Origin of the sequence: Pseudomonas sp. BN515 (assembly GCF_029873155.1) — a bacterium.
Lineage (GTDB): Bacteria > Pseudomonadota > Gammaproteobacteria > Pseudomonadales > Pseudomonadaceae > Metapseudomonas.
This window is the reverse complement of the sequence record NZ_SSOH01000017.1, coordinates 1-20,468: the sequence shown is the minus strand read 5'-3', so window position 1 is coordinate 20,468 and position 20,468 is coordinate 1. Positions and strand designations below refer to the sequence as shown.

The 20,468-nt window shown below is 65.2% G+C and carries 15 protein-coding genes and 1 pseudogene; 11 read left to right on the top strand and 5 right to left on the bottom strand.

What is annotated here, in order from left to right; all coding sequences use genetic code 11:
• Positions 1 to 238 precede the first annotated feature (238 nt).
• The gene (locus E8E91_RS04235) at positions 239 to 631 is read left to right on the top strand and encodes a GFA family protein (protein ID WP_280374737.1); all 393 of its coding nucleotides are present in this window, start codon (positions 239 to 241) and stop codon (positions 629 to 631) included.
• Between the two features lie 35 nt (positions 632 to 666).
• Here the strand turns inward: E8E91_RS04235 and E8E91_RS04230 are convergent, their stop codons facing one another.
• Positions 667 to 1,218 (bottom strand): transcriptional regulator, encoded by a 552-nt coding sequence (locus tag E8E91_RS04230; RefSeq protein ID WP_280374736.1) that lies wholly within the window; start codon positions 1,216 to 1,218, stop codon positions 667 to 669.
• 167 nt (positions 1,219 to 1,385) lie between these two features.
• On the opposite strand from E8E91_RS04230, the gene E8E91_RS04225 reads away from it, so the two are divergent.
• From E8E91_RS04225 to E8E91_RS04210, 4 genes are all read left to right on the top strand, one after another.
• Entirely contained in the window at positions 1,386 to 2,543 is a 1,158-nt protein-coding gene (locus tag E8E91_RS04225; protein WP_280374735.1) for a MexC family multidrug efflux RND transporter periplasmic adaptor subunit, read from the top strand.
• Positions 2,544 to 2,570: 27 nt separating this feature from the next.
• A complete protein-coding gene (locus E8E91_RS04220; RefSeq protein WP_280374734.1) occupies positions 2,571 to 5,702 on the top strand; it encodes an efflux RND transporter permease subunit in 3,132 nt (1,043 codons plus the stop codon).
• Positions 5,703 to 5,707: 5 nt separating this feature from the next.
• Complete coding sequence (locus E8E91_RS04215; protein WP_280374733.1) at positions 5,708 to 7,144, top strand: efflux transporter outer membrane subunit; 1,437 nt, start codon at positions 5,708 to 5,710, stop codon at positions 7,142 to 7,144.
• Between the two features lie 420 nt (positions 7,145 to 7,564).
• Positions 7,565 to 9,019, top strand: coding sequence for a HAMP domain-containing sensor histidine kinase (locus E8E91_RS04210; RefSeq protein ID WP_280374741.1), 1,455 nt, complete (start codon positions 7,565 to 7,567; stop codon positions 9,017 to 9,019).
• A gap of 4 nt (positions 9,020 to 9,023) precedes the next feature.
• Here the strand turns inward: E8E91_RS04210 and E8E91_RS04205 are convergent.
• Positions 9,024 to 9,098: pseudogene (locus tag E8E91_RS04205) on the bottom strand (hypothetical protein); the annotation flags it as partial.
• A gap of 174 nt (positions 9,099 to 9,272) precedes the next feature.
• Positions 9,273 to 10,184 carry a LysR substrate-binding domain-containing protein gene (locus tag E8E91_RS04200; protein ID WP_280374732.1) on the bottom strand — a complete coding sequence of 304 codons (912 nt, stop codon included), beginning with the start codon at positions 10,182 to 10,184 and terminating at the stop codon, positions 9,273 to 9,275.
• Between the two features lie 109 nt (positions 10,185 to 10,293).
• On the opposite strand from E8E91_RS04200, the gene E8E91_RS04195 reads away from it, so the two are divergent.
• The 6 genes from E8E91_RS04195 (at position 10,294) to E8E91_RS04170 (ending at position 18,176) form a co-directional block, all read left to right on the top strand.
• Positions 10,294 to 11,376, top strand: a complete 1,083-nt coding sequence (locus E8E91_RS04195) for a tartrate dehydrogenase (protein ID WP_280374731.1) — start codon at positions 10,294 to 10,296, stop codon at positions 11,374 to 11,376.
• Between the two features lie 213 nt (positions 11,377 to 11,589).
• Positions 11,590 to 13,203 (top strand): BCCT family transporter, encoded by a 1,614-nt coding sequence (locus E8E91_RS04190; protein WP_280374730.1) that lies wholly within the window; start codon positions 11,590 to 11,592, stop codon positions 13,201 to 13,203.
• Positions 13,204 to 13,349: 146 nt separating this feature from the next.
• Positions 13,350 to 14,471 (top strand): ring-hydroxylating oxygenase subunit alpha, encoded by a 1,122-nt coding sequence (locus E8E91_RS04185; protein WP_280374729.1) that lies wholly within the window; start codon positions 13,350 to 13,352, stop codon positions 14,469 to 14,471.
• Positions 14,472 to 14,529: 58 nt separating this feature from the next.
• Complete coding sequence (gene gabD, locus E8E91_RS04180; protein ID WP_280374728.1) at positions 14,530 to 15,978, top strand: NADP-dependent succinate-semialdehyde dehydrogenase; 1,449 nt, start codon at positions 14,530 to 14,532, stop codon at positions 15,976 to 15,978.
• Between the two features lie 65 nt (positions 15,979 to 16,043).
• Positions 16,044 to 17,015, top strand: coding sequence for a PDR/VanB family oxidoreductase (locus E8E91_RS04175; RefSeq protein WP_280374727.1), 972 nt, complete (start codon positions 16,044 to 16,046; stop codon positions 17,013 to 17,015).
• Positions 17,016 to 17,081: 66 nt separating this feature from the next.
• Entirely contained in the window at positions 17,082 to 18,176 is a 1,095-nt protein-coding gene (locus E8E91_RS04170; protein ID WP_280374740.1) for a PAS domain S-box protein, read from the top strand.
• Between the two features lie 20 nt (positions 18,177 to 18,196).
• On the opposite strand, the gene E8E91_RS04165 is transcribed toward E8E91_RS04170, so the two are convergent.
• A complete protein-coding gene (locus tag E8E91_RS04165; protein WP_280374726.1) occupies positions 18,197 to 18,583 on the bottom strand; it encodes a VOC family protein in 387 nt (128 codons plus the stop codon).
• 87 nt (positions 18,584 to 18,670) lie between these two features.
• Positions 18,671 to 20,113 carry a SulP family inorganic anion transporter gene (locus tag E8E91_RS04160; RefSeq protein ID WP_280374725.1) on the bottom strand — a complete coding sequence of 481 codons (1,443 nt, stop codon included), beginning with the start codon at positions 20,111 to 20,113 and terminating at the stop codon, positions 18,671 to 18,673.
• Between the last annotated feature and the right edge of the window lie 355 nt (positions 20,114 to 20,468).

The following is a 20,468-nucleotide window of genomic DNA, read 5'->3' as shown; positions in this document are numbered from 1 at the left end:
GCGATCGGGTAGGGTGCGCCGTGCGCACCGGCGGTTTGGCCTGGTGCCGAAGCGGGTCCTGAAGTCGGTGCGCACAGCGCACCCTACGGTCCAGACCGGGCGAAAGAGGTCGGCGCTGTGCTCGGTAGTGGATTCGTCCCCTTCCAGGGGGCTACCGCAAGTCCACGTTCTACGAACTTGGATGTTTACTCGCTGCTGCGAGCACCCCGGCACGTCACACGGGAAGAGGAGATGCGCTATGGACCGATTCACCGGCGGTTGCCTGTGCGGCAACGTCCGCTTTGTGGCGTCGGGGCGCCCGTACCGGGTCGGTATCTGCCATTGCCTCGACTGCCGCAAGTTTCATGGGGCGCTGTTTCACGCGTCCGCGGTGTTCCCCCAGGCGGCGGTGACGATTGAGGGCGAAACGCGCGACTACGCCGGGCGGTTTTTCTGTCCCCGTTGCGGCTCGTCCGTCTTCTCGCGCACTGCTGACGAAATCGAAGTGAACCTCGGGTCTCTGGATGCCCCTGACCAGCTGCGGCCAACCTACGAGCTCTGGACCATCCGTCGCGAGTCCTGGTTACCGCCGTTTCCACTCACGCGGCGATACGAGCGCGATCGCGAAAGCACGGGGCGTACTGAGGAATAAGCAGCGCGCATGGCGCGGGATGAGGTCCAGCGAACTCAGACACCCGCTCCGTGCAGGAACATCTGCTCCAGCACATTGGCTGAACTGGAGCTTGCCGCCCGCCCACGGCGCTCGGCATCGACCATGCCGTAGACCATGGTGGTGAACAGCTCGGTGAAGACCGCCGCGCTGATGTCGATACGAAACACACCTTGTTGCTGGCCGCGCAGGAAGAAGGCGTCCAGGGCGTGGATGTAGGACAGCCAGCGCGCGCCACCTCCCTCCGGGGTAAGGAACTCGGGGCTGTACTGGAACATCAGGAAAACCAGCATCTCGCGGTGGGTCAGGTGCCCATCGATCAGGCAACGCAGCGCTGTCAGCGGCTCGGCATGTTCCAGGTCGGCGGCGACGACGATCTGATGGAGCAGCTCCTCGCCGTGGCTCTCCAGCATGTCCACGAGATTGTCGCGTGTGCCGCAGAAGCGGTGCAGCGTCGCCTTGCTCACTCCGGCCGATTCCGCCAATTCCTTCAACGTCGCACGCGGGCGGTCGACAATGGCCACGGCCAGTGCCTTCAGGAGTCGTTCGTCATGGGCAGTCAGGGACATCAGCGGGTCTCGGCTCGGTTTCGGGTTGCGCGCATTGTGCAGAAAAAGTCCAGCACGTCCAAAGGCAATGACACATGCAAACACAAAAGAATCAAATGAGACAATATTGACTCATTTAAAGCTTGAAGCGATCATCTGCGCCGTTTTCAATCTGCCGTGGGTGAATCATGGGTGGTGTACGTGTAGTAGGGATGGTCTGCGCCCTGGTGGCGCTGATGACATTGATCACGCTGGTGGGGTGCAGCCCTGCGCAGGAGCAGGAGGCGCAAGCCGAGGTAGCACGGCCGGTTGCCGTGTTGACCGTGGTCACCGAGCCGCTGGTGTTGACCTCGGAGCTGCCGGGCAGGATCGAGCCCGTGCGTGTCGCCGAGGTGCGTGCGCGGGTGGCTGGCATCGTCCTGGAAAAGCGCTTCGAAGAAGGCGCGGACGTCAAGGCCGGCGACCTGCTGTTCCAGATCGACCCGGCCCCGCTCAAGGCGGCCGTTTCCCGCGCAGAGGGCGAACTGGCCCGCGCCAAGGCCGCGCTGTATGAAGCCCAGGCACGCGTGAAGCGATACGCGCCGCTGGTGGAGATCGAGGCGGTGAGTCGCCAGGATTTCGACAGCGCCATGGCTGACCTCAGCGCCGCGCAGGCGACGACCCGCACGGCCCAGGCTGACCTCGAAACCGCGCGCCTGAACCTGGGCTATGCCTCGGTCAAGGCGCCGATCTCGGGACGCATCGGGCGCGCGATGGTGACCGAGGGCGCATTGGTGGGGCAGGGCGACGCCACTTTGATGGCGCGTATCCAGCAGCTGGACCCTGTCTATGTCGATTTCACTCAGTCGGTGACAGACGCCTTGCGCCTGCGTGAAGCGCTGAAAGCCGGAAATATCTCCGCTGGCGACAGTGGCGCGCTTTCCATCCGCGTCGAGGGCACCGAATACGAGAGCAAGGGTTCGCTGATGTTCACCGACGTGGCGGTGGACCCGAGCACGGGCCAGGTTTCCCTGCGCGGCAAGTTCGCGAATCCGGACGGCGTCCTGCTTCCGGGCATGTATGTGCGCGTGCAGGCCCCCCAGGGCATGGACGCTCGGGCCACCCTGGTACCGCAGCGCGCCGTGCAGCGTACCGCCGACGGCGGTGCCCTGGTGCTGGTGGTCGGCGAGGACAGCCGTGCCGAAGTGCGCACCGTGAAAACCGGTGTCATGCAGGGCGCGCGCTGGCAGATCAGTGAAGGGCTGAAGGGCGGCGACCAGGTCATAGTCGGTGGTCTCGCTGGACTGCAGCCCGGTGCCAGGGTCGCGCCGCAGCAGGCGCAGGACCAGCAGGCGTCGCGCCAATAAGGTCGGCTTCGCCGCGAGGAATTCCCAATGTCTCTGTTCTTCATCAAACGCCCCAACTTCGCCTGGGTGGTGGCGCTGTTCATTTCCCTGGCCGGCCTGCTGGTCATCCCGCTGCTGCCGGTGGCGCAGTATCCCAGCGTGGCACCGCCGCAGATCTCGGTCACCGCCACCTATCCGGGCGCCTCGGCGAAGGTGCTGGTGGAGTCGGTCACCAGCGTCATCGAAGAGTCGCTCAATGGCGCCAAGGGCCTGCTCTATTTCGAGTCCACCAACAACTCCAACGGCATCGCCGAAGTGGTGGTCACCTTCCAGCCCGGCACCGAACCTCAACTGGCCCAGGTGGACGTGCAGAACCGCCTGAAGAAAGCCGAGGCGCGCATGCCGCAGGCCGTGCTCAGCCAGGGGCTCCAGGTGGAGCAGACCAGTGCCGGCTTCCTGCTGATCTACGCGCTCAACTACAAGGACGGCGCCGAGCACGCTGACACCACGGCGCTGGGCGACTTTGCCGCGCGCAACATCAACAACGAGCTGCGCCGTGTACCCGGCGTCGGCAAGCTGCAGTTCTTCTCGTCCGAAGCCGCCATGCGCGTGTGGATCGACCCGCAGAAGCTGGTCGGCTACGGGCTGTCCATCGATGACGTGAGCGCCGCCATTGCCGGGCAGAACGTCCAGGTGCCGGCCGGCAGCTTCGGCAGCTCGCCGGGCAGCACCGAGCAGGAACTGACCGCGACCCTGGCGGTGAAAGGCACCCTGGACAGCCCGGAGGAGTTCGGCCGCATCGTTCTGCGCGCCAATGCCGACGGCTCCACGGTGAAGCTCGCCGACGTCGCGCGCCTGGAAGTGGGCAGCGAGAGCTACAACTTCGACTCGCGCCTGAACGGCAAGCCGGCAGTGGCCGGGGCCATCCAGCTGTCCCCCGGCGCCAACGCGCTGCAGACCGCCGCCCTGGTGAAGGAACGCCTGGCCGAGCTGTCGGTGAACTTCCCCGCAGACGTCGAGTACTCGGTGCCCTACGACACCTCACGCTTCGTCGACGTGGCGATCGAGAAGGTGATCCACACGCTGCTCGAAGCCATGGTGCTGGTGTTCCTGGTGATGTTCCTGTTCCTGCAGAACGTCCGCTACACGCTGATTCCGTCCATCGTGGTGCCGGTGTGCCTGCTGGGGACGCTGGCGGTGATGTACCTGCTGGGCTTCTCGGTGAACATGATGACCATGTTCGGCATGGTGCTGGCCATCGGCATCCTGGTGGACGACGCCATCGTGGTCGTGGAGAACGTCGAGCGGATCATGGCCGAGGAGGGACTGTCCCCGGCGGCGGCCACGGTCAAGGCCATGGGCCAGGTCTCCGGCGCCATCATCGGCATCACCCTGGTGCTATCGGCGGTGTTCCTGCCGTTGGCCTTCATGGCCGGTTCGGTGGGGGTGATCTACCAGCAGTTCTCGCTGTCGCTGGCGGTGTCCATCCTGTTCTCCGGCTTCCTCGCGCTGACCTTCACCCCGGCGCTGTGCGCCACGCTGCTCAAGCCAGTTCCCCATGGGCACCACGAGAAACGCGGGTTCTTCGGCGCCTTCAACCGTACCTTCGATCGCCTGACCGAACGCTACACGGTGCTGAACAACGGCCTGGTGCAGCGTGCCGGGCGCTTCATGCTGGTGTACGTCGGCATCGTTGCGCTGCTGGGCTTCTTCTACCTGCGCCTGCCGGAGTCGTTCGTGCCGGTGGAAGACCAGGGCTACAACATCGTCGACATCCAGCTGCCGCCCGGCGCAACCCGCGCGCGTACCGACGCCACCGCCCGGGAGCTGGAGGCCTTCCTGCAATCCCGCGAGGCGGTCCAGAACTCGTTTCTGGTGACGGGCTTCAGCTTCTCCGGCATGGGCGAGAACGCCGCACTGGCCTTCCCCACCTTCAAGGACTGGTCCCTGCGTGGCCCTGATCAGTCCGCCGAGGCGGAAGCCCTGGCGGTGAACGAGCACTTCGCCGTGCCGGGCGACGGCGCCATCATGGCGGTGACGCCGCCGCCCATCGATGGCCTGGGCAACTCCGGCGGCTTCGCCCTGCGCCTGCAGGACCGTGGCGGCCTGGGACGCGAAGCCTTGCTGGCCGCCCGAGACCAACTGCTTGGCCAGGCCAACGGCAACCCGAAGATCCTCTACGCGATGATGGAGGGCCTGGCGGAAGCCCCGCAGCTGCGGCTTGAGATCGATCGCGACAAGGCGCGCACCCTCGGCGTGAGCTTCGAGTCGATCAACAGTGCGCTGTCCACCGCCTTCGGTTCGGCGGTGATCAACGACTTCACCAATGGTGGTCGCCAGCAGCGCGTGGTGGTGCAGGCGGAGCAAGGCGCGCGGATGACCCCGGAAAGCGTGCTCAAGCTCTATGTGCCCAACACCGGTGGCGAACTGGTGCCGCTGAGTGCCTTCGTCAGCACTCACTGGGAAGAGGGGCCGGTGCAGATCGTGCGTTACGACGGCTACCCGTCCATCCGCATTTCCGGTGATGCCATGTACGGCGTGAGTACGGGTGAAGCCATGGCCGAGATGGAGCGCCTGGCCGCCCAACTGCCGGCGGGCATCAGCTACGAGTGGACCGGCCTGTCCTATCAGGAGAAGGTGGCCAGCGGCCAGGCATCGCAGCTGTTCGCGCTGGCCATCCTGGTGGTCTTCCTGGTGCTGGTGGCGCTCTACGAGAGCTGGTCGATCCCGCTGACGGTGATGCTGATCGTGCCCATCGGTGCGCTGGGCGCCGTGCTGGCGGTGATCGTCGCCGGCATGCCCAATGACGTGTACTTCAAGGTCGGCCTGATCACCATCATCGGCCTGGCGGCGAAGAACGCGATCCTCATCGTCGAGTTCGCCAAGGAGCTCTGGGAACAGGGAAGCAGCCTGCGCGAAGCTGCCATCGAGGCCGCGCGCCTGCGCTTCCGTCCCATCGTGATGACCTCCCTGGCGTTCATCCTCGGCGTGGTGCCGCTGGCCCTGGCCACTGGCGCCGGCGCGGCCAGCCAGCGCGCCATCGGCACCGGCGTGATCGGCGGCATGCTCGGCGCCACGTTGCTGGGGGTGATCTTCGTGCCCATCTGCTTCGTCTGGGTGCTGTCGCTGCTGCGGAGCAAACCCGCCCCCGTTGAACAACCGACCCAGGCCCTGGAGTGATCGCCATGCGCAAATCCGTCTTTACCGTATCGGCGCTGGTGTTCGCCCTGTCCCTTGGCGGCTGTTCCATGGCCCCGACCTACCAGCGCCCTGCAGCGCCCGTCCCACAGGCCTGGAACACCGACAGCAGTCAGTCCGGCGCTGAAGTCGGCGGCCTCGACTGGCAGGCCTTCATCACCGACGCCGAGCTGCGCCGTCTGGTGGGGATCGCCCTGGACAACAACCGTTCCCTGCGCCAGACGCTGCTGGACATCGAGCAGGCCCGCGCGCAGTACCGCATCCAGCGGGCCGACCGGGTGCCGGGGCTCAGCGCCGGCGCCTCGGGCAATCGCCAGCGTGTCCCGGCGGACCTGGCCAGCGAAGGTGTCTCGGACGTTACCAGCAGCTACCAGGTCGGGCTTTCGCTGCCCGAATACGAGCTGGACCTGTTCGGCCGGGTGAAGAGCCTGACCGACTCGGCGCTGGAGCAGTACCTGGCCACCGAAGAGGCGGGCCGTAGTGCGCAGATCGCGCTGGTCGCCGAAGTCAGCCAGGCCTACCTGACCTACGACGGCGCGCAGCGTCGCCTGGAACTGACCCATCGCACCCTGGCCAGCCGCGAGGACTCTTTCGTGCTGATCGAGCAGCGCCGAGCCGCTGGCGCTGCCACCGCGCTGGACTACCAGGAGGCGCTGGGACTGGTGGAACAGTCCCGCGCCGAGCTGGAGCGGAACCAGCGGCAGAAGCAGCAGGCGTTCAACGCCCTGGTGCTGCTGCTCGGTACGCAGGACGCCGCGAAGGAGCTTCCAGCGGTCTCACGGGACGAACTGCGGCTGATCCAGGACATTGCGCCCGGCACCTCGTCCGACCTGATCGAGGGCCGCCCGGACATCCTCGCTGCCGAACGCCGCCTGAAAGCGCGCAATGCCGACATCGGCGCGGCGCGCGCGGCGTTCTTCCCGCGCATCAGCCTGACCGGCAGCTTCGGCACCTCCAGCGCGGAAATGTCCGGCCTGTTCGGTGGCGGTTCGCGGTCCTGGAGCTTCGTGCCGAACTTGTCGCTGCCGCTGTTCGATGCCGGACGCAACAGCGCCAACCTGGATCTGGCCGAAGTCCGCAAGGACGCCGCGGTGGCTGAATACGAAGGCACCATCCAGACGGCGTTCCGCGAGGTGGCAGACGCCCTGGCGGCCACCGACACACTGCGTCGCGAAGAGGTCGCACGGCGTGCCCTGGCCAACACCAGCAACGAAACCCTGAAGCTGGCCAAGGCCCGCTACGAGGGCGGCGTGGACAGCCATCTGCGCTACCTGGATGCCCAGCGCAGCGACTTCCTCAACGAACTGGCGCTCATCGAGACCAGCACCGAGCGGCAGATCGCCCTGGTCGATCTGTTCCGTGCCCTGGGTGGGGGCTGGGCGCACCAGTCCGTCAGCGGTTCGAACGGGGTGTCGGGTGGGTAGTGAGTAGGGTGCGCCGCGCGCACCACCGGTGTTAGGGCCGGGACAATCCTTCACCTGACGCCGATCCGGTGCGCATGGCGGCACCCTACGGGTAGGGCGTGCCAGGAAGTCAGGTCAATTGATTGAGGAATGACGCCGCTGCATGAATGGATTGCGCGCATAAAAAAAGTCGCCACGGTGCGGTCAGCTTACGGGGGGAGGTGGCGACCGTGGCGACTCCAGCTGTCCTCTGCAAGGGGACAAATTTCACGGTAGTCGATGCCAGTAAGACGTGCGTCGATTTCCCGTCGGAACACCGCCGGAGATGTAACGCTTTTTGACAAGGTGCCTTGCCCCCGCAGTCGCAGAGCGATTGCCTTCGCGACAGCGCAGCGGCTGCTATAAGTCTGGAAGGCTCCAGGTGGGGGACTCCGGATGGACATGGCAGCAATCCTCGGCAGGCAGGCATCGGAAGCTGGGGGCGGGGCGAATGCGCCGGTCCAGCAGTTCAACCTGCTGCGCTGGTTCTCGCTGGTCAGCCTGGTGATCATCGGCAGCGTGGCCATCGGTGTTGGCACCGTGTCGACGCGCTTCTTGGTGAGCGAAAGCCTGGAGCGCGACGCCATGCTCTCCGCGCAGTTCATCCAGACCCTGGCCCTCGGCGAGATGCGCCACCATGGGCTGGAAGGCATGGAGATGGGTGACGTACTGGTGCCCCATCACTACGACGGGATGCTCACCCGGTCCACGGCGGAGAGCCGCGAGCGGGCCCGTTCCGAATTCCTCGATCACCTGTCCCATGTGCCGGATTCCCTGCTGGCCACCATCTTCTCCCCAGACCGAACGGTGGTCTGGTCCACCAACCCTGACCTGATCGGGCAGCAGATCGAGGCCGACGAAGCGCTGGACGAGGCCTTCGAGTCCGGCGGCCGCGTGTCCGCCGAGTACAACGAGGTGGAGGAAGGCCGGGTGGAGCAGAAGTTCCTGAGCCCGCCGAAGATGTTCTTCATCGAGAACTACATCCCGCTCACTGATGCCAAGGGCGAGGTGAAGGCGATGGTGGAGATCTACAAGGAGCCAGTGGACCTGATCGACCGGGTCAACCGTGGCTACCGGATGATCTGGCTGGCTACGGCGATCGGCGGCCTGCTGATGTATTTCGGCCTGTACTGGATCGTGCGCCGTGCATCCTTGCTGCTCGCGGCGCAGCAGAACCAGCTGGTGGCCAACAGCACCTACGTGGGGCTGGGGGAAATGTCTTCGGCAGTGGCTCACAGCCTGCGCAATCCGCTGGCCTCGATCCGTTCCAGCGCCGAGCTGGCCCAGGAGATGGAGGGGCCGCAGGCGCGCAAGTGCGTCGACGACATCATCACCCAGGTCGACCGTATGTCTGCCTGGGTGCGCGACCTGCTGCTCTGCCTGCGGCCGTTGCAGGGCGACTCGGAGCAGGTGGACACCCTGGAAGCGGTGCGCGCCACCCTGAGCAATTTCGACCAGCAATTGGCTCGTTCCCGCATCGAAGTGGACTGCAGCGCCGATACCGCGCCCATGGTGGTCAGCCACCAGCTCCTGCTGGCGCAGGTGCTCAACAGTGTGATCGCCAATGCCATCGAGGCCATGCCCAATGGTGGTCGGCTGAGCATCACAGCCACCCCCGACAGCAGCGGCCAGTGGCTCAACCTCACCATCAGCGACACCGGCAAGGGCATGTCGCGGCAGCAGGAGATGATGGCCTTCAAATCCTTCTACACCACCAAGCAGGGCGGGCTGGGCATTGGCCTGATCATGGTCAAGCAGATCATGGAGCGCTTCGGCGGCAAGGCCAGCCTGACCAGCCGCGAAAACGAGGGCACCGCCGTGTGCCTGAGCTTCAAGGTGGCGGAGCGCACCGCCTGAAGCTTCAGATGAGGAGCTGGCGTAGCTCCTCGTTGATGGGCATCGGCCTGAAGGCGCTGACTCGGGTCCGCCCTGTGGTTACTTCAGGGGCGAGGGGCTAGCTCGTGGTGGGCTGAAGCCCACTCTGCGTGAGTGTCTTGTGGGGGCGAATTCATTCGCGAAGGGCAGCGTAGCTGCCCCAGCAAGACCGCAGGGCGCACCTGCGGTCCGCAAGGCGATTGAAATCGCCCCCACATGGGTACTGCCCGCAGACCTAACGCGCGCCGCCTCGCTGTTGCTGGAAATACTGGCGGAAGAACTCCACCGTCACGCGGATCTTGGCCGAGGTGGCAAGGGGCGCGGCGTACACCGCCCAGATGTTCGCCGGCTGCCGATACTCGGGCAGCACCTGCACCAGGCGTCCGTTCTCCAGGCTTTCACCCACGTCCCACCAGGAGCGCAGGGCGATGCCGCGTCCGTCCACGGCCCACTGGTGGACGATCTCGCCGTTATTGGCCGAGAGGGGGCCGGTGACCTTCACGTTTTCTTCTCCGGCCGGTCCGTGCAGGCGCCAGACGCCGAATGGGTGGTCGCGCTCCTTGATCACCAGGCAGTCGTGCCCGGCCAGCTCCGCCAGGCTGGCGGGCACGCCGTGGCGCGCCAGGTAGGAGGGGGCGGCGCAGAGGATGCGGCTGTTCTCGGCCAGTGGCTTGGCGATCAGGTTGGGGGCGATGTTGTCGCCGATGCGGATGTCGAGATCGAAGCCTTCGTCGATCAGGTCCACCAGCCGGTCGAACAGGTCCAGGCGGATATCCAGCGCCGGATACCGCTCCGACAGCTCCGACAACGCCGGAGCCACCAGGCGCCGGCCAAGACCGAAGCTGCTGACGATGCGCAGTTGCCCGCGCGGCTCCTGGTGCAGCTCGGACACTTCGTCAGTCATCCGTTCCACCGCGTCGAAGATGGTCTGCGCCCAGCGGTAGACCCGCTCGCCGTCTTCGCTCACCGCCACGCGACGGGTGGTGCGGTGCAGCAGGCGCACGCCGAGGCTTTCTTCCAGCAGGCGGATGCGCTTGCTGACGAAGGCGGGGGAGGTGCCCATCTCGCTGGCGGCGGCGGCGAAGCTGGAGCGGCGGGCGACGAGGACGAAGACGCGGAGGTCTTCCAGGTTCGGCAGACTATTCACGATTCGTGTCTTATCTATCAATGAAGTGCTGGATTATCTTTGTTGTCGGCCCTTATAGCATGGTCATCACCCCGCCTGAACAGGGCGCCTTCACCAAGGGCACGACCAGATGAACAAGAAGACATTCAAGATCGCCGCCATTCCCGGCGACGGCATCGGCAACGAAGTTCTCCCCGAAGGCCTGCGGGTCGTCGAAGCGGCGGCCCGCAAGTGGGGCCTGGACCTGTCCTTCGAAACCATCGAGTGGGCCAGCTGCGACTACTACCTGCAGCACGGCAAGATGATGCCGGACGACTGGTTCGAGCAGCTCAAAGGCTTCGACGCCCTCTACTTCGGCGCCGTGGGCTGGCCGGACAAGGTGCCCGACCACATCTCCCTCTGGGGCTCGCTGCTGAAGTTCCGCCGCGACTTCGACCAGTACGTGAACATCCGCCCGGTGCGCCTGTTCCCCGGCGTACCGTGCCCGCTTGCCGGCCGTGAGCCCGGCGATATCGACTTCGTGGTGATCCGCGAGAACACCGAGGGCGAGTACTCCTCCCTGGGCGGTCGCATGTTCGAAGGCACCGAGCACGAATTCGTGCTGCAGGAGTCTGTGTTCACCCGTCGTGGTGTAGACCGCATCCTCAAGTACGCCTTCGACCTGGCCCAGACCCGCGAGCGCAAGCAACTGACCGCCGCCACCAAGTCCAACGGCATGGCGGTGAGCATGCCCTACTGGGACGAGCGGGTGGCTGCGATGGCCGCGAAGTACCCGGAAATCAAATGGGACAAGCAGCACATCGACATCCTCTGCGCACGCTTCGTGCTGCAGCCGGATCGCTTCGACGTGGTGGTGGCCTCCAACCTGTTCGGCGACATCCTCTCCGACCTCGGCCCGGCCTGCGCCGGCACCATCGGTATCGCGCCCTCGGCCAACCTCAACCCGGAGCGTAACTTCCCGTCGCTGTTCGAGCCGGTCCACGGTTCGGCCCCGGACATCTACGGCCGCAACATCGCCAACCCCATCGCCATGATCTGGTCCGGCGCGCTGATGCTGGACTTCCTCGGCAACGGCGACGAGCGCTACAAGGCAGCCCACGACGGCATTCTGCAGGCCATTGAGCGAGTGATCGCCGAAGGCCCGGTGACCCCTGACCTGGGCGGCAAGGCCTCGACCCAGGAAGTGGGCAAGGCGATCGCCGACGCCCTGTAAGCCTTAATCCGGCCGCCTTTGAGAAAAGGCGGCCGGCGCTTTTCCGCAGGTGACAGACGGCCTGCAAATTGTCCGACAGGAGTTGCTTTGAAAGCGCATTTCGGACAAGCTGTTAACCAATGGATTAACGTAAACCAATGATTAACAAATAGCGTAGTCCGGCGAACCCCCTGCCTGATGGGGCGCCGGGTTATCCAGTTCCAGGAGACATCGATGTCCAACAACAATAAGAAAGACATGTTCTTGATCACGGCGAGCCTGATCGCCGTGGCGCTGACCGTGATCGGCCTTGCTGCGTTCCCTGCCGAGTCGGAGGCCATGGCCAACCGGCTCTTCGAGATTTCCACCCGCACCTTCGGTACCACTGTGCAGCTGTTCGTGTTCGGCACCGCCCTGGCCGTGCTGTACCTGGCGTTCAGCAAGTACGGCAACATCCGCCTGGGCAACGGCAAGCCCGAGTACACGAACATGACCTGGGTGTTCATGTTCATCTGCGCCGGCATGGGCTCCTCGACCCTCTACTGGGGCGTGATGGAGTGGGCGTACTACTACCAGACCCCCGGCCTGAACATCGCTGCCGGCAGCCGCGAAGCGCTGGACTTCAGCGTCAGCTATTCCTTCTTCCACTGGGGCATCAGCGCCTGGTCGCTCTATGCGCTGTCGTCGCTGGCACTGGCCTATCACTTCCACGTGCGCAAGAAGAGCGGCCTGGGCCTGGCTTCGATCATCGAAGCGGTCACCGGCTTCCGTGCCAACGGCCCGGTGGGTCGACTGGTTGACCTGATCTTCCTGCTCACCATGTTCGGCGCGCTGACCGTTTCCCTGGCGCTCACCGCGTCCACCCTGACCCGTGGCCTGTCCGGCCTCACCGGCATCCCGGATACCTTCGTCACCCAGCTGGTGGTGATCGGCGCCGTGGCGGTGATCTTCTCCCTGAGTTCCTATATCGGCATCGACGGTGGCATGCAGCGCCTGTCGAAGATGGTGTGCGTCGGCGCCCTGGCCTTCGCTGGCGTGGTGTTCCTGGTGGGGCCGACCCAGTTCACCCTGAACAACACCGCCAATGCCATCGGCCTGATGATCCAGAACTACGTGCACATGAGCCTGTTCACCGACCCAGCGGGCGACGGTGCCTTCACCCGTAACTGGACGGTGTTCTACTGGCTCTGGTGGGTGTCCTACGCGCCGGGCGTGGCGATGTTCGTCACCCGCGTATCCAAGGGCCGCAAGATCAAGGAAGTGGTTGCCGCACTGCTGCTCGGCGGTAGCGTGGGCTGCTGGTTCTTCTTCGGCGCGCTGGAAAGCTACAGCATGCACCAGTTCATCACCGGCGCCATCGACGTGCCGCGCATCCTCAGCGAGCAGGGCGGCGAGACCGCCGTGGAAATGCTCCTGACCTCGCTGCCCTTCGGCAAGGTGTTCCTGGCGGTATACCTGTTCATCATGGCGGTGTTCTGCGCCTCCCACATGGACGCGGCGGCCTACGCCGTGGCAGCCACCAGCACCCGCAACCTGAAGGAAGGCCAGGACCCGACTCCGACCCACCGTCTGTTCTGGTGCGTGATGCTGACCCTGATCCCGCTGGCCATGCTGTTCGCCAAGGCATCGCTGTCCACCATGAAGACCGCCGTGGTGCTGACCGCGATCCCCTTCCTGGTGATCCTGCTCACCAAGATCTACGGCTTCTTCAAATGGATGCTGGAGGACTACGGCAGCATGCCGGCCCACCTGATCGAGGAAGAAGCGGTACGCCGCGGCCTGGACGACAGCGTCGAGCCGCCGAAAGCGGAAGAGGGCGTGCGCCTGAAAGCTGCCACCGCGCAATGAGTTGAGTTGTACCTGCACACGGATGTGCAGGAACGGCCAAAAAATTTTGCCCGATCTGTTAACTGACAGATTTGTGTTAACTAAAAGTAAAAAGCTGTGATGGCGCGGCCCCGGCCGATGCCTTTCAAATGCCTGGAGTACATAAGATGAACGATATCCAACGCCTGCCTGCCGACTTCTGCGCCAACGCCGATGAGGCCTACACCATTCCTGCCAGCTACTACACCCGCCCGGAAGTCTTCGATTTCGAGAAGGAAAAGATCTTCGCCAACAGCTGGGTCTGCGTCGGCCATCGCAGCGAAGTCGCCGAGAACAATGCCTACATCACCCGCGAGATCATCGGCGAGAGCATCATCGTCGTACGCGGCCGTGACGCTGAACTGCGCGCCTTCTACAACGTCTGCCCGCACCGTGGCCACCAGCTGCTGCAGGGCGACGGCAAGGCGAAGAACGTCATCACCTGCCCGTACCACGCCTGGACCTTCAAGCTCGACGGCGAGCTGGCCCACGCGCGCAACTGCGACCACGTCGCCAACTTCGACAAGGCCAACTCCAGTCTGGTGCAGCTGCGCGTCGAGGAATACGCCGGCTTCATCTTCGTCAACATGAACAAGGACGCAGGTTCGGTCGAAGAGCAGCTGCCGGGCCTCGAAGCGCGTCTGCGCCAGGCCTGCCCTGTGGTGGACGACCTGCACCTGGCCGCTCGCTTTGTCACCGAGACCCCGGCCAACTGGAAGTCCATCGTCGACAACTACATGGAGTGCTACCACTGCGCCCCGGCCCACCCGGGCTTCTCCGACTCCGTGGACGTCGGCCAGTACACCCACACCATGCACGGCAACTGGTCCCTGCAGTACGGCCTGGCCAAACCGTCGGAGAAGTCCTTCAAGTTCGACGAGTCGGTGAAAGACCCGTCCTTCAGCGGCTTCTGGGTCTGGCCGTGCACCATGTTCAACGCGCCGCCCGGCGGCAACTTCATGACCGTGATCTACGAGTTCCCGGTCAGCGCCGAAGTGACCCTGCAGCACTACGACATCTATTTCCTCAACAAGGACATCACCCCCGAGCAGCAGTCGCTGATCGAGTGGTACCGCGACGTGTTCCGTCCGGAAGACCTGCGCCTGGTGGAAAGCGTGCAGAAGGGCCTGAAGTCCCGTGGCTATCGCGGCCAGGGCCGGATCATGGCCGACAGCCAGCGCAGCGGCCAGAGCGAGCACGGCATCGCCCACTTCCACAACTTGATCGCCGTCGCCCACCTGGACCGTTGATGACCCTGGCCGCCGCCTGCGTGCGGCGGCCTGCGTCACGTGTATGAGGAATTCCCGAGTGAACCTGAAAGACAACGACCTGTTCCGCCAGCAGGCCTTCATCGCCGGTGCCTGGTGCAACGCCGATGACGGCCGCACGGTGGACGTGACTGATCCGGCCAGCGGCGATCTGTTGGGCCGCGTGCCGAACATGGGCGGCAGCGAAACCCTGCGCGCCATCGAAGCCGCCGATGCCGCACTGCCGGCCTGGCGTGCGCGTACCGCCAAGGAACGCGCGCAGATCCTGCGCCGCTGGTTCGAGCTGATGCTCCAGCACGAAGACGACCTGGCGCGCCTGATGACCCTGGAACAGGGCAAACCCCTGACCGAAGCCGTGGGCGAGATTCGCTATGCTGCGTCCTTCATCGAGTGGTTCGCCGAAGAAGGCAAGCGCATCTATGGCGACGTGATCCCTTCGCCGGCCGGCGACAAGCGCCTGGTGGTGATCAAGCAGGGCATCGGCGTCTGCGCTGCCATCACGCCCTGGAACTTCCCCTCGGCCATGATCACCCGCAAGGTGGCGCCGGCCCTGGCGGCGGGCTGCACCATCGTGGTCAAGCCGGCCAACGAGACCCCGTTCTCCGCCCTGGCACTGGCCGAGCTGGCGAAGCGCGCGGGCGTGCCGGACGGCGTGCTCAGCATCGTCACCGGCGACGCGGTTGCCATCGGCGCCCAGCTCACCAGCCACCCGCTGGTGCGCAAGCTGAGCTTCACCGGCTCCACCCCGGTGGGTCGCCTGCTGATGGGCCAGTGCGCGCCCACCATCAAGAAGGTGTCCCTGGAACTGGGCGGCAACGCGCCCTTCATCGTCTTCGACGACGCCGATATCGACGCCGCCGTGGAAGGGGCGTTGGTAGCCAAGTACCGCAACGCTGGCCAGACCTGCGTCTGCGTCAACCGTTTCTACGTGCATGACGCCGTCTACGACGCCTTCGCCGAACGCTTCGCCGCCCGTGTGCGCGACCTGCGCGTCGGCCATGGCCTGGAAGGCGCCACCCAGATCGGCCCGCTGATCACTGGCAAGGCCCTGGACAAGGTGCAGAGCCTGATCGCCGACGCGGTAGAGAAGGGCGCCGACATCCTGGTGGGCGGCGATGGCCACGAACTGGGCGGCAACTTCCTGCAGCCCACGGTGCTGACCGGCGTGGCGCCGGGCATGCAGCTGCTGGACGAGGAAATCTTCGGCCCGGTGGCGCCCCTGGTGCGCTTCTCCTCTGACGAGGAAGTGGTGCGCCTGGCTAACGACACCCTCTACGGCCTGGCGGCCTACTTCTACAGCCGCGACATCGGCCGCGTGTGGAAGATCGCCGAGCAGTTGGAGTACGGCATGGTCGGCATCAACACCGGCCTGATCTCCAACGAGGTGGCCCCGTTCGGTGGCGTCAAGCAGTCCGGCCTCGGCCGCGAAGGCTCGAAGTACGGCATCGAGGATTACCTGGAAATGAAGTACCTGTGCCTCGCCGTCTGACGGCGGGCACCCCGCACCATCAGGGCGGCGCCCGGCGCCGCCCGCAGTCGCAACAGAGGTGAGCGATGGCCAACTCCTACGAAATGATGTCTGCCCGCGTGACCGCGGTGGAGCAGGCAACCCCCCAGATCAAGCGCTTCACCCTGGAGCGCGCCGACGGCCAGCCGCTGCCGGCCTTCACCGGCGGCAGCCACATCATCGTGCAGATGAAGGGCGCCGACGGCCGCCAGTTCAGCAACGCCTACTCGCTGATGAGCGACCCGGCCGATACCGCCAGCTACCAGATCGGCGTGCGCCTGGAAGAGCAGTCCAAGGGCGGTTCGGCCTTCATGCACCAACAGGTCGAGGTGGGCACCGAACTGGTCATCTCCAGCCCCAACAACCTCTTCGCCATCGATCCTGCTGCCGGCAGGCATGTGCTGATCGCCGGCGGTATCGGCATCACGCCGTTCCTCGCCCAGCTCCCCGAGCTGCGCGCCCAGGGCGCCCGCTATGAGCTGCACTACGCCTTCCGCAGCCCGGAACACGGTGCCTTCCAGGGTGAACTGGCCGACGGTCCCCATGCCGGGAACGTGCGCTTCTACGTCGACAGCCTGGGCACCTCGCTGAACCTGGCGGAACTCATTGGTGGCATGGACGCGGATGCCCATGTCTACGTCTGCGGTCCCAAGCCGCTGATCGACGCGGTGATCGCCACCGCCAAGGCCCAGGGCATCCCGGACGCCCGCGTGCACTGGGAACAGTTCGCCGCCGCTCCGGTCACCGGTGGCGCCTTCACCGTGGTGCTGGCCCAGTCCGGCCGCGAGCTGCAGGTGGAGGAGGGCATGACCATCCTCCAGGCCATCGAGAAGTCCAACGCCGCCCAGGTGGAATGCCTGTGCCGCGAGGGCGTTTGCGGCACCTGCGAGACCCGCATCCTCGAAGGTGAAGCCGAGCACTTCGACCAGTACCTCTCCGACGACGAGAAAGCCGCCCAGCAGACCATGATGCTGTGCGTCTCCCGCGCGAAGGGGCCGCGTCTTGTTCTAGACCTGTAAGGCAGCGGGATAGGGCGGAGCTGGCGACGTGTATACTGCGTCGCCTGGCTCAGGGACATGCTCGCCATGATAGAAAACAGCTTCGCCTTCCGCCTCAAAGAACTGCTCGAACACCAGAAACTGACGCTCCAGGCCGTGGCCACCGTGCTCGGTATTTCGCGTACGGCCGTCCACAAGTGGACCCGTGGCGGCGAGATCGACTACGACAACCTGCGCAAGCTGGCCACCTTCCTCAAGGTCAACTGGATCTGGCTGCGCTATGGCGACGAAGCTCTGCAGGATGCCCAGCACGTGGAAGTGCAGGACCTGCCCATGACTGACGTGCGACGCAAGTACACCGCCCAGATCATGGAAAGCGAAGCGCGGATGAAGCTGGCCCAGGAAAGCGCCGGCATCGTCAACTGGGAATGGAACCTGATCACCGACGAAGTCTCCTACTCGGCCAACGTCGAAGCCGTGTACGGCTGGCCGGTGCGCCGCAATGAAGACTTCTGGGTCCATCTGCATCCCGATGATGTTGCCGCGCTGCAGGCCATCTACCGGGATTGCGTGGCCGAGGGCAAAGGCTACGAGTTCGACTTCCGCATCTTCCATCCCAATGGCGAACAACGCTGGATCACCTCCCGCGCCACCTCGCTGCAGGACAGTTCCGGCCGCTCGGTGAAGATGGTCGGCGTGAGCCTGGACAGCACCGAACGCAAACGGGTGGAAGAAGAGTTGCGGCAGAGCGAGGAGCGCTTCCGCGCCATCTTCGAACTGGCCGGCGGCGCCTTGGCCTACATCGGGCTGGACGGCAAATGGCAGCGGGTCAACCAGCCGCTGTGCGAGCTGCTGGGCTACAGCGCCGAGGAACTTGCCGGCCTGACCTTCCAGCAACTCACCCACCCCGACGACCTTCCCGCAAACCTGGCGCAGGTCCAGCGCCTGCTGGGCGGACGGGAAGCGGTCAGCACCATGGAGAAACGTTTCCGCCGCAAGGACGGCAGCACCATCTGGGTGAAGGTCCGCACCTCCGTCCAACGCAACCCCCGCGACGGCAGCCCGGAACACATGATCAGCGTCTACGACGACATCACCGCCACCCGCGCGGAACGCCAGGCGCTGGAAGCGCGTATTGCCGAACTGGAGCAGCGACTGGGCTTGGTGAAGGCCCCACAGTAAAAGCATCGACCTAAGCGGCGTCAGTTCCGCCGCGCATAACTCACCGTCAGCATCTCCCACTGATGCCCATCCGGCTCGTTCCAGTAGACGATGGAACCCCCATGCTCCCTGTCTACCTTGTGGTCCACTGGCCCATGAACGGCGCTGCGGTAGTCGATGCCTGCCGCGCGGATGCGCCCCAGGATCGCCTCGAATTCCTCCGGACTCACCCGGAAGCAGAAGTGAATCAGCGGGAAGGGCTCGCCCCACTGGTCAAAGTCCAGGGTCAGCCCGTCGTTCACATACACCGGCGCGAACGGCCCAATGCCGGTATCCGACCAGGGCACGTCGAGCAGTTCGGCCAGGAGCCTCGCGGAGCGCAGTTTGTCCCGCGCGGGCACCATCAGGTGGTCGAGTTGAATGGCCACGGCAACCTCCTTGCAGGTTTGCGCCTTCCATCCCCGAACTAACTGCAGCGCAGAACCGCTACCCCTGCCAGCCGGACTGACGAGGGGTCAGTGCTGTTCGCCAGCCCGCTTGAGCAGCTTCTTGCAACGCTCGGACAGGTGCACCACGCGCAGGTGCTTGCCGGCCTTGGCGTAGCGTTCGCGCAGGGTCTTCAGTGCGGCGATGGCCGAGTAGTCGACGAAGCTGAGGTGCTGGCAATCCAGGGTCACCTGGGCTGGATCGCCAGCCGGGTCGAACTGATTGAGGAAGGGTGTGGCAGAGGCGAAGAACAGCGTGCCGTGGACGCGATACAGCTTGCTGCCATCGGTCTCGTGGTGGCTGTCGGCGTAGAGCTCGCGGGCGTGGTGCCAGGCGAAGTTTAGCGCGGCGATGATGATGCCACTGAGCACGGCGATGGCCAGGTCAGTGAACACAGTGATGACGGTCACGGCGACTATCACCAGGACGTCGTTCAGCGGCACCTTGCCCGCCACCCTCAGCGAGCCCCAGGCGAAGGTCTGCTGGGCCACCACGAACATCACACCCACCAGTGCCGCCAGCGGAATGCGCTCGATCAGCGGCGAGAGGAACAGTACGAAGAGCAGGACCATCACCCCGGCTACCACGCCGGAAACCCGGCCACGGCCGCCGGAGCTGAGGTTGATGACCGTCTGGCCGATCATGGCGCAACCGCCCATGCCGCCGAAGGCACCCGATACGATGTTGGCTGCGCCCAGGGCCACGCATTCGCGGTCCGGGAAGCCACGGCTCTCGGTGATCTCGTCGGTGAGGTTCAGTGTCAGCAGGGTTTCCAGCAGGCCCACCAGCGCCATCAGTACCGCGTAGGGCGCGATGATCTTCAGGGTCTCCAGGTTCCAGGGAATATCCGGCATGGCCAGCGCGGGCAGGCCGCCGGCGATGTGGGCCATATCGCCCAAGGTGCGGGTGGGCAGGCCCAGCAGGTAGACCAGCAGGCCGACGCCGAGGATCGCCACCAGCGCCGGCGGCACCACGCGGGTCAGGCGCGGCAGGATGTAGACGATGGCCATGGTCAGCGCCACCAGCCCCAGCATCAGGTAAAGCGGTGTGCCGCTGAGCCAGGCTTCGCCTGTCTTGAAATGCTCCAACTGGGCGAGCGCGATGATGATGGCCAGGCCGTTCACGAAGCCGAGCATCACCGGATACGGCACCATCCGCACCAGCTTGCCCAGGCGCAGCAGGCCGAACGCGATCATGATCAGGCCACCCAGCAGCACTGTGGCCAGCAGGTACTGCACCCCGTGCTCCACCACCAACGCGACGATCACCACCGCCATCGAACCCGCCGCCCCGGACACCATCCCTGGCCGGCCGCCGAACAGCGCGGTCAGGGTGCAGATGATGAAGGCGCCGTACAGGCCCATCAGCGGATTGAGGTGGGCGACCAGGGCAAAGGCGATGCATTCGGGGACGAGCGCGAAGGACGTGGTGAGTCCGGCCAGGACATCGGCGCGCAGGCGGGCTGGTTTCATGGTGTACCTGAACTGGGCCAGCGGATCTGGCCAAGGGAGTGGCAAAAAGGGGGGCGGATGTTACGGAATTGGCGCCGACCCGGCCAGTCGACGCATTGGAATCGACGCCCGTCCCGTAGGGTGCGCCGCGCGCACCGGGAAACAATCTCGGTGTCGTACCCATTGCCTCGGTGCGCACAGTGTTCAGCCGGTATACATGGGTAACGCTTGTCGGGAGACATGGGTAACGGGTGGATAGTCATGGCTTGGGTTGCCTGAGATCAATCTGGCGCACGGTCTTGTGGATGAACACCACGTCGAAGACGCCGTCGGTCGCGGTCGGACGGATGGCAACCCGCTCTCCCGCCAGGCCGCC

Bases quoted from the DNA above. Each gene is read 5' to 3' on its own strand.
- E8E91_RS04195 (WP_280374731.1), top strand. From the start codon at position 10,294: ATGAACAAGAAGACATTCAAGATCGCCGCCATTCCCGGCGACGGCATC.
- E8E91_RS04230 (WP_280374736.1), bottom strand. From the start codon at position 1,218: ATGTCCCTGACTGCCCATGACGAACGACTCCTGAAGGCACTGGCCGTG.
- E8E91_RS04170 (WP_280374740.1), top strand. From the start codon at position 17,082: ATGATAGAAAACAGCTTCGCCTTCCGCCTCAAAGAACTGCTCGAACAC.
- E8E91_RS04235 (WP_280374737.1), top strand. From the start codon at position 239: ATGGACCGATTCACCGGCGGTTGCCTGTGCGGCAACGTCCGCTTTGTG.
- E8E91_RS04225 (WP_280374735.1), top strand. From the start codon at position 1,386: ATGGGTGGTGTACGTGTAGTAGGGATGGTCTGCGCCCTGGTGGCGCTG.
- E8E91_RS04220 (WP_280374734.1), top strand. From the start codon at position 2,571: ATGTCTCTGTTCTTCATCAAACGCCCCAACTTCGCCTGGGTGGTGGCG.
- E8E91_RS04185 (WP_280374729.1), top strand. From the start codon at position 13,350: ATGAACGATATCCAACGCCTGCCTGCCGACTTCTGCGCCAACGCCGAT.
- E8E91_RS04210 (WP_280374741.1), top strand. From the start codon at position 7,565: ATGGCAGCAATCCTCGGCAGGCAGGCATCGGAAGCTGGGGGCGGGGCG.
- E8E91_RS04175 (WP_280374727.1), top strand. From the start codon at position 16,044: ATGGCCAACTCCTACGAAATGATGTCTGCCCGCGTGACCGCGGTGGAG.
- E8E91_RS04215 (WP_280374733.1), top strand. From the start codon at position 5,708: ATGCGCAAATCCGTCTTTACCGTATCGGCGCTGGTGTTCGCCCTGTCC.
- E8E91_RS04190 (WP_280374730.1), top strand. From the start codon at position 11,590: ATGTCCAACAACAATAAGAAAGACATGTTCTTGATCACGGCGAGCCTG.
- E8E91_RS04160 (WP_280374725.1), bottom strand. From the start codon at position 20,113: ATGAAACCAGCCCGCCTGCGCGCCGATGTCCTGGCCGGACTCACCACG.